This is a genomic window from Aeromicrobium piscarium (assembly GCF_007421815.1).
GTDB lineage: Bacteria > Actinomycetota > Actinomycetes > Propionibacteriales > Nocardioidaceae > Aeromicrobium > Aeromicrobium piscarium.
The window spans coordinates 19,866-30,113 of the sequence record NZ_VLNT01000028.1; the positions used below are offsets into that span (position 1 = coordinate 19,866).

10 protein-coding genes and 1 pseudogene are annotated in these 10,248 nt (G+C 68.7%); 7 read left to right on the plus strand and 4 right to left on the minus strand.

Features of this window, described 5'->3' with window-relative positions:
* Positions 1 to 29: 29 nt before the first annotated feature.
* The 3 genes and pseudogenes from FNM00_RS19465 to FNM00_RS17890 all read left to right on the plus strand — a co-directional run.
* Positions 30 to 215: pseudogene (locus FNM00_RS19465) on the plus strand (benzoate/H(+) symporter BenE family transporter); the annotation flags it as partial.
* 122 nt (positions 216 to 337) lie between these two features.
* Positions 338 to 1,180 (plus strand): benzoate/H(+) symporter BenE family transporter, encoded by an 843-nt coding sequence (locus FNM00_RS17885; protein ID WP_281281144.1) that lies wholly within the window; start codon positions 338 to 340, stop codon positions 1,178 to 1,180.
* Positions 1,181 to 1,321: 141 nt separating this feature from the next.
* Positions 1,322 to 1,501: a hypothetical protein gene (locus FNM00_RS17890; protein WP_185973235.1), complete on the plus strand. Its 180-nt coding sequence runs from the start codon at positions 1,322 to 1,324 to the stop codon at positions 1,499 to 1,501.
* On the opposite strand, the gene FNM00_RS17895 is transcribed toward FNM00_RS17890, so the two are convergent.
* On the minus strand, positions 1,482 to 2,930 hold the full coding sequence (locus FNM00_RS17895; RefSeq protein ID WP_185973236.1) for an MFS transporter: 1,449 nt from the start codon (positions 2,928 to 2,930) through the stop codon (positions 1,482 to 1,484). The genes FNM00_RS17890 and FNM00_RS17895 overlap by 20 nt on opposite strands.
* A gap of 78 nt (positions 2,931 to 3,008) precedes the next feature.
* On the opposite strand from FNM00_RS17895, the gene FNM00_RS17900 reads away from it, so the two are divergent.
* Positions 3,009 to 3,335 (plus strand): hypothetical protein, encoded by a 327-nt coding sequence (locus FNM00_RS17900; RefSeq protein ID WP_143914900.1) that lies wholly within the window; start codon positions 3,009 to 3,011, stop codon positions 3,333 to 3,335.
* A 260-nt stretch (positions 3,336 to 3,595) separates the two neighbouring features.
* Here the strand turns inward: FNM00_RS17900 and FNM00_RS17905 are convergent, their stop codons facing one another.
* The gene (locus FNM00_RS17905; protein ID WP_143914901.1) at positions 3,596 to 4,771 is read right to left on the minus strand and encodes an MFS transporter; all 1,176 of its coding nucleotides are present in this window, start codon (positions 4,769 to 4,771) and stop codon (positions 3,596 to 3,598) included.
* 287 nt (positions 4,772 to 5,058) lie between these two features.
* Between FNM00_RS17905 and FNM00_RS17910 the strand changes: the two genes are divergently transcribed.
* On the plus strand, positions 5,059 to 5,574 hold the full coding sequence (locus FNM00_RS17910) for a hypothetical protein (protein WP_143914902.1): 516 nt from the start codon (positions 5,059 to 5,061) through the stop codon (positions 5,572 to 5,574).
* A gap of 85 nt (positions 5,575 to 5,659) precedes the next feature.
* On the opposite strand, the gene FNM00_RS17915 is transcribed toward FNM00_RS17910, so the two are convergent.
* Complete coding sequence (locus tag FNM00_RS17915) at positions 5,660 to 7,198, minus strand: MFS transporter (RefSeq protein WP_143914903.1); 1,539 nt, start codon at positions 7,196 to 7,198, stop codon at positions 5,660 to 5,662.
* A gap of 71 nt (positions 7,199 to 7,269) precedes the next feature.
* On the opposite strand from FNM00_RS17915, the gene FNM00_RS17920 reads away from it, so the two are divergent.
* Positions 7,270 to 7,839, plus strand: a complete 570-nt coding sequence (locus FNM00_RS17920) for a TetR/AcrR family transcriptional regulator (RefSeq protein WP_143914904.1) — start codon at positions 7,270 to 7,272, stop codon at positions 7,837 to 7,839.
* On the opposite strand, the gene FNM00_RS18905 is transcribed toward FNM00_RS17920, so the two are convergent.
* A complete protein-coding gene (locus FNM00_RS18905) occupies positions 7,820 to 8,650 on the minus strand; it encodes a hypothetical protein (protein ID WP_185973237.1) in 831 nt (276 codons plus the stop codon). The two genes, FNM00_RS17920 and FNM00_RS18905, sit on opposite strands and share 20 nt — an antisense overlap.
* Before the next feature lie 179 nt (positions 8,651 to 8,829).
* Between FNM00_RS18905 and FNM00_RS17925 the strand changes: the two genes are divergently transcribed.
* Positions 8,830 to 9,306 (plus strand): acyl-CoA dehydrogenase family protein, encoded by a 477-nt coding sequence (locus FNM00_RS17925; protein WP_143914905.1) that lies wholly within the window; start codon positions 8,830 to 8,832, stop codon positions 9,304 to 9,306.
* Positions 9,307 to 10,248: the final 942 nt, after the last annotated feature.

Consider the following 10,248-nt stretch of genomic DNA (forward strand, 5'->3'; position numbering starts at 1 on the left):
CGGCGTCGTCGTACCGGTACGCTCCGGTCATGCGTGAGGAGACCCGCACTCCGGTGATCGCCGGTCTCGTCACGGCGGCGGTCGGCTTCACCAGCTCGTTCGCCGTGGTGCTCGCGGGGCTCGCGGCCGTGGGGGCGTCCCCGGCCCAGGCGGCGTCCGGGCTGCTGGCTCTGTGCGTGACGCAGGGGATCAGCGCCATCCTTCTCGCGCGCCGCTATCGGATTCCGGTCACGACCGCCTGGTCCACCCCGGGTGCCGCGCTGCTCGCCTCGACCGGGGCGGTCGCCGGGGTTGGCGCGCCGCGGTCGGCGCCTTCCTCATCGTCGGCCTCTTCATCGTGGCCACCGCGGCGTTCCGGCCGCTGGCCGATCTCGTGCGGGCCATTCCGGCGTCGATCGCGCAGGCGATGCTGGCGGGCGTGCTCGTGCCGCTGTGCCTGGTGCCGGTCACCGCGACGGCGGCCGAGCCGTGGCTCGTCGGGCCCGTCGTCCTCGTCTGGCTCGTCATCATGGTCCTCGCTCCCCGCTGGGCGGCGCCAGCGGCGCTCCTCACGGCGGTGGCGCTCGCCATCGCCTTCGCCGAGCAGCCACTCGGGGGAGCGCTCTGGCCCTCGGTGAGGTGGACGATGCCCGCGTTCTCCACCGAGGCTCTCGTCAGCATCGCGGTGCCGCTGTACCTGGTCACGATGGCCGCCCAGAACGTGCCCGGCGCCGCCGTGCTCACCGGTTTCGGCTACGTGCCGCCGTGGCGCGCGAGCCTGATCGTGACCGGCGTCGGCACCGTCGTGGGGGCACCGGCCGGAGGGCACGCGATCAACCTCGCCGCGATCAGCGCGGCGCTCTCGGCGTCGCCGGAAGCAGGTCGGGATCCATCGCGCCGCTGGATCGCCGCGACGACGATGGGGGTGGCCTATCTCGTGATCGCCCCGTTCGCCGCCCTGCTCACGGCGGTGGTGGTGGCGGCCCCCGCCGATCTCGTCGCGGCCGCCGCCGGTCTGGCGCTACTGGCCACCCTGGCGGGCTCGTTGCGGACGGCGCTGATGGGAGACGACCGCCTCGAGCCGGCGGTGATCACCTTCCTCATCGCCGCGTCGGGGGTGAGCCTGGCGGGTGTCGGCGCAGCCTTCTGGGCGCTGGCCGCCGGGATCATCGTCCACCTGGCGCTGCGGCTCCGTCGCTGAGCGGACAGTGATGATCGGGAGGTCTCCATGACTCGGCGACAGGCACGCCTGCGGGCTCCCGGTGACATCGGCCTCGCGACGGATCCTCGACCTGGCGCCGCCTGACCGGTAGCGAACTCGCGGCGACCTGGGAGGACGACGATGAGACTCGCCGTTGAGCTCTACGGCCACATCATCGGGACCCTCGAAGGAGATACTCGGGCCTTCGACTTCCTTCCGACGGCGAGTGGCATCGAGCGATTCGGGGCCAACAGCCCGGTCGAGGGTGCGTTCCCTCAGCTGCGAGAGCAGACCCTCGGCTTCATCGCGACTCTCCGTTGAGGCCGTCGTGGAGAAGCGCGTCCTCGAGCTCTTCCTCCGAGCGCACGGGGATCGCCAGCGCGCAGAGGGTCGCGACGGCGAAGGCGCCGGCGAGCGCGAGGAATCCGATCGTGTAGCCGGCCTCGACGGGCAGCCCCTCCGGGGTCGCGTGTGCCGTGACGATACCGGCCATGACAGCCGATCCGATCGCCCCGCCGATCGTGCGGATGTTCGCATTCATGCCCGAGGCGATGCCGGTCTGATCCGCGGGCACAGCGCCGACGATCAGGGCGGCCAGGCAGGCGAAGGCCAGGCCGATGCCGAGACCCGCGAGGCCGTTGGCGACCAGCATCTGCCAACGCTCGCCGTGCCACAGCCCCTGCATGAGCAGTCCCCCGCAGGCGATGGCCGAGCCTCCGGCCACCACGGCCTTGGGACCGATCCGATCGGCGATACGGGACGCGACGACGCCGGCGACGAAGGTCATCACGGCCGCCGGGAGCATCAACAGGCCCGACTCGGTCACACTCGCCCCGAAACCGTATCCGGCGGACTGGGGGGTCTGATTGAACTGCGGCGTGAAACCGAAGCTCGCGTACATCCCCATGCCGACGAGCAGAGCGACCAGGTTGGTGGTCCACACCGCCGTGCGTCGCATCATGCGCATGTCGACGAGCGGCACCCGCACCCGCGTCTCGGTCAGCGCCCAGCAGAGTCCGAGGAGGACGGCGCCGGCGAATAGCGCGATGACGATGACCGACGACCACCCCCATTGCCCTCCCTGACTGACCGCGAGCAGCAGGCAGACGAGCCACCCCGACAGCAGCACCGCCGACACGAAGCTGACCCGCCCGGGACGGCGGACCGGGGACGGTGGCACGACGAAGACGGCGATGAGCGCCGTCACGCCGGTCACCGCACAGGGCAGCCAGAACAACCAGGCATAGCCCAAGTAGTCCACCAGCGGGCCGGCGACGACGATGCCGATCCCCATGCCCACCGCCATCAACGAGGAGGTCACGCTGATGGCGCCGGCGACCTTCTTCTCCGGGAACTCGTCGCGGATGATGCCGAAGGAGATGGGCAGCACTCCACCCCCGATGCCCTGGATCACCCGAGCCGCGATCATGACCTCGATCGTGGGGGCTAGTGCTGCCACCAGCGAGCCGAGCGCGAGCGAGCCGACGGAGAAGACGAGCATCTTCTCCTTGCCGACCGCGTCGCCGAGCCGCCCAACGATCGGTGTCGCCACGGAAGCCGAGAGGAGATAGGCGGTGAGGACCCAGGTCGAGGTCGCCTGGGTGGTGGAGAAGTGGTCCTGGATCTGCGCGATCACCGGGATCGTCATCGACTGCACGAGCGAGAACGAGACGGTGGCCGCCGCGAGGACGGCGAAGGTGGCCCGGTAGGTGGTCCGATCCTCGCTGCGTGCTGAGATTCGACGGACCACGGAAGCCAAGATTACCGCGCGGCCGCCTGTTCTCGTCGTCCGCACCCGCACAGGGTCCACATCTGTGATCATCGAGACATGTCATCTCGGAGGAAGCCTGGGGCGCACCGCGGGGTTCGTGTGGCGCTGCGCGTCCTCGCAGGCGTGGCGGCGGGAGTCTGCGGCCTCGCCTTCGCGGTGCTGTCGTGGCTGGTCTTGAGCAGCCTCTTCGGACCGCCGTCACGGGATCCCCATGGTTACGCGATCATCTTCGGGACGATCCTGGCGATCCCCGCCGGAGTGCTGACAACCGCCCTCGCCCCCTTCGCCTTCTCCCCCGATAGGCGAGCCATAGTGTCGCGGATCAGCACCATAGCCTTCCTGATCATCACCGCCGCCCTCCTGCTGATCTGGTTCACCGCCTGAACCCATCCGGTTCGGAGATGGCCACCTCGTCTCGTTCGAGTAGCTCGTTGGTCAGCCGTCGTGCTGGTTCCACCGGGACTGTCGTCGGTTCGATCGGCACCTCGGTGCCGCAGTCCCGGGTGGACGGCGCAAGGGCCGAGGAGATCTCCGTCCTGGTGCGGCAGTCGGCGTGGGCTGTATCGACCGACCTAGACGCTGGACCCAGGTGATCGAGACGACCGTGCCGGATCTCACCGTGGGCTGGTCCGCTCCTCGCCGGATCACGTGCCGGGCGGTCGCCGGAGACTCAGCTGCAGGGCGACCGCTCCCGCCAATCCCGCCGTGCCCACCGCGAGGATCGCCGGACCGAGGGCAGCGGCGGCCGCGACCGCCGAGATCAGACCCGGGCCTGAGAGCATGCCGATATCGGCCAGTACGCGCCACAGACTCAGGAACTCGGCCCGCTGATGCGCTGGTGCATAGTCGGCGCCGAGGATCTGAATGATCCCCGCCGTGAATCCGTTGCCGATCCCGAGCAGGACGGCGATGACGCTCATCGTGGCGACGGAGTGCGTCGCCGGCAGCGCGATCAGGCTCACCCCCGTCAGCAGCATGGCCGGCACCGAGACCGCGCGACGTCCGAAGCGGTCCGTCGCAAGACCCGCGGGCAGGAAGAGCAGCACGTCCGCGAGCGACGACAACGCGAAGATGAACGAGACCTGCTCGGGCTGCAGCCCGACGTGGTCGGCCCAGAGGGGGAGCGCCGCGGCCCGCGCGGCGCGAACGGCACCCACGAGCATGATCCCCACCCCGACGGTCGCGAAGACCCGCCGGTGCTCGACGACGAGCTCGGCGACCCGCGGAGGGCGCGCCGGGGCGGTCTCGTCATCACCGGCGGACACGAACAGGCCCAGCATTCCGCCGAGTGCCATCGCGACGAGAACGACCCAGAAGGTCGACGACAGGCCGTGAGCGGAGATCACCAGTCCCCCGATGACGGGGCCGATGAAGAGTCCGATCCGATAGACGCCGCCGAGGCTCGACATCGCGAGGGCCCGGCGGCGGTACGGGACGACCCGTGTCAGATAGCTCTGCCGTGCGAGCTTGAAGACCGCCCCCGCGCCTCCGAGAAGGAAGACGCCGACCATGTAGACGCCGACCCATCCGGCGTAGAGGCACACCAACGCACCCAGCACACCGATGGCGCCGCCGACTACCAGGGCTCCGCGTTCGCCGAAGCGGCGGACCAAGCGCCCCGCGGGGATATTGGCGAGCAGGGAACCGGCGCCGAAGACCACCACCGTGGCCGCGGCGAGCCCGACCGACGCACCGAGGGCGCGAGCGCTCAGCGCCGCGACGGGCAGGAAGGCTCCCTCCGCGATGCCGTAGAGCGTATTGGGTCCGTAGCCGCCGACGATGACCGAGCGCCAGGAGAACTCCTCGCCCCGATCCGTCACAGCTCTCCCTCACGCGCCCGCGGCGCGGAGCGTCGCCCGTGATCCACACGGACCACGAGGCAGGGTATCGCGCATTGAGTGGGAAAGCTATCCCGCACAGCGGGCTGCCCGCAACGGATGGGGTGGACTCTGCGTACCGTTGACGCCTAGTACGGACGTATAAGACATATGTATTCTGCCGACATGGACTGTGCCCGCAACGACTCACGTTTCAGCCACACGCGCCTTCAATCCGGTCCTACGCGCATGCTCGCATCGGGATGCTGCGATGCGGGACCCGGTGCATCATGAGCAACCGGTCGAGACCTGTGGATCTGGTGGCGTGGAGCGCGTACGCGGGAATGGTGGTCGCCTTGCCCACGGCACTGTGGCGACTTCCTCTCGTCATGGGGGCCACTCTCGGTACACCGGATGTCTGGCGCGAGGAACAGAGCATTCCCGGGGAGGGAACGTGGTATCTGCTCACGCTGTCGCTCCTACAGCTCGTGGCCATCGGGTGCATGTTCTTCCTCGCGGTCAAGCCGAGGAAGGTGGTTCCGCGTTGGCTGCCCACCCGTGTGTACCGCCTTGTGCCGGCGGTCATCGGTGGAGCCGGATTGGCGGGTGCGCTCGTACTCGCTCTGCTCGTGACGATGTCCGTCATCGCGTGGGACAAGGTGGACCCGTTTGCGGGCGCGGACTACGACGCCTGGGCGTGGCTCTGCGCCGTCTGCTATCTGCTCGCCGCCCTTTGGCCACTACTGCTCGGCGCAGCCTCCGTCGGTTACCTGCGTCGCCACCGCGGAGGACCATCCCCGGCTTGAGCCGTGTCCCACCGAATCGAGTGGAGTCTCAGCCACGGCCGAATCCGTCGAGGCGGGGGTCCCGTTGCCGACGGACGTGCTCGCCTCAGACCTTTTCCTGGGCGTCGGCGACCTGCCGCGCACTCACGCCACGCAGCATCGTGGTGGCGAGGACCGCGACCGTGAGGACGGTGGCGCCAACGATCGCCGAGACAGTGAACCCGTGCGTGTAGGCATCGAAGGCCTGCTGCAGGAGCGGGCCGGAGACCCGGTCGGGCACATCGCCGGCAACGGCGACGGCGGCGCCGATCGTGTCGGCCGCCACCTCTCCCGCTGCCCCGGTTCCGTCGACGGGGTTGTCGCGCATGGTGTCTCGGTAGATCGTGCCGGCCAGGGTGCCGAGCAGAGCGATGCCGAGCGCGCCGCCGAACTCGGCGCTGGTCTCGGCAAGGGCCGATGCCGCTCCCGCCTTCTCCGGAGGCGCGGTGGTGAGCACGAGCGAGGTGACCATGGTCGCGGTCATGCCGACGCCGAGCGTGAGCACGCTGTACGCGGCGATGAGCAGGCCGACGTGGGACTCCGGCGTCATGAACGAGACGCCCACGAAGCCGAGGGCGGCGGTGAGCAGGCCGGCACCGACGAGGAGCGCGGGCCCGATGCTGCGCGCCAGGGTGGACGCCAGGGCGACACCGATGAAGCTGCCGGCAACGGTGGGGAGCATCCACAGCGCCGCCGCGAAAGGTGCATAGCCGAGGACGGTCTGCATGAAGGTCACCGCGAGCAGGCCCATCCCGGCGGTGGCGAAGACGACGATCGCATTGGACAGGATGGAGCCGGTGAACGCCGCCCGGGTGAACAGGCGGACGTCGATCATCGGGCTGGTGGCCGTCAGCTGGCGCCAGACGAACAGTCCGGCGAACACGATGCCGACGGCGATCGGGGTGAGCGACGACCAGTGGGCACCGTCCTCGGCGATCTTCTTGATGCCGTAGATCACCGGGAGCACCGCCGCGAGTGACAGGAGCGCACCGAACAGGTCAAAGCGGCCGGGGTTCGGATCGCGGGCCTCCCGGATGAGGACCGGGGCGAGGACCAGCAACAGGACCATGACAGGCACGTTGATGAGGAACACCGAACCCCAGTGGAAGTGCTCTAGCAGAAGCCCGCCGACGATAGGGCCGACGGCGATACCTCCGGTGAACGCGCCCGTCCAGATGCCCACCGCGGTGCGGCGTTGGTTCTCGTCCAGGAACATCCCGCGGATGAGGGAGAGCGTCGACGGAGCGAGCGTCGCACCGCCGAGGCCGAGGAGGACGCGGGCCGCGATGAGCATCTCGGCGCTCGAGGCGAAGGCGGCCAGCACCGATGCGGCACCGAAGGCGACCGCGCCGATCAACAGCAGCTTGCGTCGCCCGATCCGGTCGCCGAGGCTCCCCATGGTGATGAGGAGCCCGGCCATCATGAACCCGTAGATGTCCATGATCCACAGGTGCTGGCTCACGGTCGGCGCGAGGTCGGCGCTGATCCATGGCGAGGCCATGAACAGCACCGACAAGTCCATCGAGGCCAGAAGGGCGGGGAGGACCAGCACGGCCATGCCGAGCCAGTCGCGGAGGGTTGCGCGTGGGGATGCTGTCGCGGTCATACCCCGATCATACATATGTCTAATACGTACGTACAAGACGTTCGTACACGCCGTCACATAGAATGGGGCGCATGGGTCAGCGACAGGATCTGCTTGCCGGGGCGAAGAAGTGCATCGCCGAGAAGGGCTACTCTCGCACCACCGCGCGCGATATCACCGCCGTCTCCGGTGCGAACCTCGCCGCAATCGGCTACCACTTCGGCTCCAAGGAGGCACTGCTCAACGCCGCCGTGCTGGACTCCTTCGACGAGTGGGGCACCGCAATCGAGGAAGCGATGGCAGCGCCTCATGACGGCGAGCCCATCGACCGGCTGGAGTGGTTCCTCTCCGGCTTCCTCGCCGGATCGGCCGAGCACCGCGCCACGCTCGCCGCAAGCGTCCAGGCCTTCGCGGAAGCCGAGTTCGTCCCCGAGATCCGCCGACAGCTCGCCGCCACCTACGCCGAGGCCCGCCGGAGCGTCGCCGCCATGTTGCTCGACGTCACGCCGGGGGACATCGACGACGAGGGGTTGAAACTCGGCTCCCTTGCTCTGGCGATCATCAACGGCACAGCGCTGCAACTGTTCATCGCCCCCGAGTCCACTCCCTCGGCCGCCGACTTGACGGCAGCTCTGAAGTCGCTCATCTCGACACGGCACTGAGCGGAGAACAGGGCGGCACTGCGGACGAGCGCACGCGCAACGAGGGGCTTGTCGTCAACGGCACCTGGGCCTGGCTGCCGGATGACGATGCGCCGATCAGGCCGGGGCGCCGGGGCCGGCCGATGAGGTGGCCGGCGACATCGGGGTTATTCCGGCGTAGTAGATCCTGTGCTCGAGCTCGTCCCGGGGCAGCCCGCGCGTGCCAGGGCAGCCCGCGCGTGCCGGGGAAGACCACGCGGGCGTGCACCCGGGGGCGTGCCGCGACGCGGAGCCCTGGGAGCCCAGGGCTCCGACGCGCGTCGTCCAGGTTCTCCTCGCGGGCGCGCGGCGCCGTGCCGACCGGAGCGCCCTCGGCCTCCGGGTCCAGCGTCGCACCGTCGTCATGCAGGCCGAACTCGTTAGCGTCGAGGGAGCAAACGTGATGGGCGAGCAGGTTCAGGGCGGCGCCTCGCGGGTCATGCCTTCCGGAGGACCAACGGCGAACCCAGAGGACGGCCGGGATGAAGAGCCGACCCGCCAGCGACCACCAGCTCCCGGCCAACGGCCCGAAGCCGATGACGGTCACCTCACGGCACCAGCAGGGGCCGCCGAAGCGAGAGTGGACGAGGCTCTTGGCGGCAGCGATGCCCGCCTCCATGGAGCCGTAGACCTGGTCGATCTCCGGTCCGAACCACGCCCACAGCTTCCGCGCCCGGCCACGTGCCGAAGGCCACCGGTCCCCGACCTGGGTGCCGAACAGACGCAGGGTCTTCCCCTTCGGCGTCGCGGCCGGGGCGACGAAGGTAATGTTGGCCGACGCCGCGATGGCCAAGTCCTTGCCATGAGGTCGTCGGCACTGATCTCCTCGTCGGGACCCCCACTGCGAGGAGTGCGCCTCGTCCGCGATGACTGTCCAGCGCCGACGGCCCCACAGTCACCGTCCAACAGGTGCAGACGAGACTGGACGCCACTGCCGAAGCACTCGCACGACTCGGCCTGGCGCTTCACACGTTGTTCCTCGTCGATCGAGGCACGCCCGGCTTCGAAGTCGGGGGCACTATCCGACCCTGGGCGGAGGATCGACCGGTCGTACTGCACTTCGACGACGTCCGCGTCTCCTCCAAGTCCATGGTCGGCGAACGCGGCGGCGCGATCCCGCTGATCCTCTCTGCGATCGGGCGGGCCCGGCTGAACCTCGCAGCACTCGCGCTCGGCAAGTCCGAGTTCCTCCTCACCCGGATGCTCGACTATGCACACCAGCACGAAGCGTTCGGGCAGCCGATCGGCGCCTTCCAGCACGTCCAACGGCATATCGTCGACTCCAGCGTCGAGATCGAGTTGGGCTTGGGCATGCTCGACCGCGCCGCGGCCGTGGCACACCTCAACGAGCCTGAGGCGCATCGCCTCACGGCAACGTTCAAGATCCATGCCACCGAATCGTTATCGCAGGCGCGTCGTCTCCGAAGAACTATCGTTAGCGATTGCTGATGAGTCGTTCACCGCGAGGGCGGCCCGAATGCCTGCGGCGAGCCCACCTTGCCGTGAGGATTGTCGTGGCTGTTGAAGCCGTCCGCAGGTCGAGTGATCCTGGACGGCGCGGACATCAAGACTGGCTGAGCCCTTCGCCGCCCTTGCACCCGAACCAGCATCTGCCCATGTCGAGAGTTCTAGTACGTCTTCAATCGTGGACGCGGGTGGACTCAAACCGAACACCCTGCACCGGTTCGAACGGCTCAGTTCCGCTTGGGACCAGGCGAAACTAGGCATCGGCGATGAGCCGCAAGCTGGTTCCGAAGGCGGGATGGACGCTATGGCGAACCCTAGGAGACGAGCTAGAACACCCCTGACGGTCACCCAGGTGGACGCAATTAGAACCGCGCGAGCGAGCGGCGAGAGCGTGGTGTCCGTCTCGCGGCGCTTCGGCGTACATCGGATGACGGTGTGGACGCACACGAAGGACTTGCTGTCGTGCTCCACACCGGACCTAACCGCTCGTTGAGGCGGGTGGAGGTCACCGGCCAGGGGGCCTCAGCAGCGACAACGTGGTGGTGCTGTACGTCGGTCCTGAGGGCGTGTCCAGATAAGAGGCCGATCCTGGAGACCAGCTCGCACCACCGGTGATTCACTGTCGGCGCGGGACTGATCAAGGACGGTTAGCCGCTCGCTCCAGAGTAGCGTCCGGGCGCCAGGAGGCGAGGACATGTGAGCCGACTGTGTATTCGCCGCACACCGCACGCCGGCGTGGAACCACACCCGTGACCTACGCTGACCGCGGCACCTGACCGCGGGCGTGATGCAGCCGCGGGTGACAGTTGTTGTTTAGGCAGCGGCTGCTGCGTCGGTGGTGATCTTGTCCTCGTACTCGATGGGGGTCAACCCGCCGAGTGAGTCCTGGGGGCGTTGCCGGTGGTACTTGCGTTCGATCCAGAC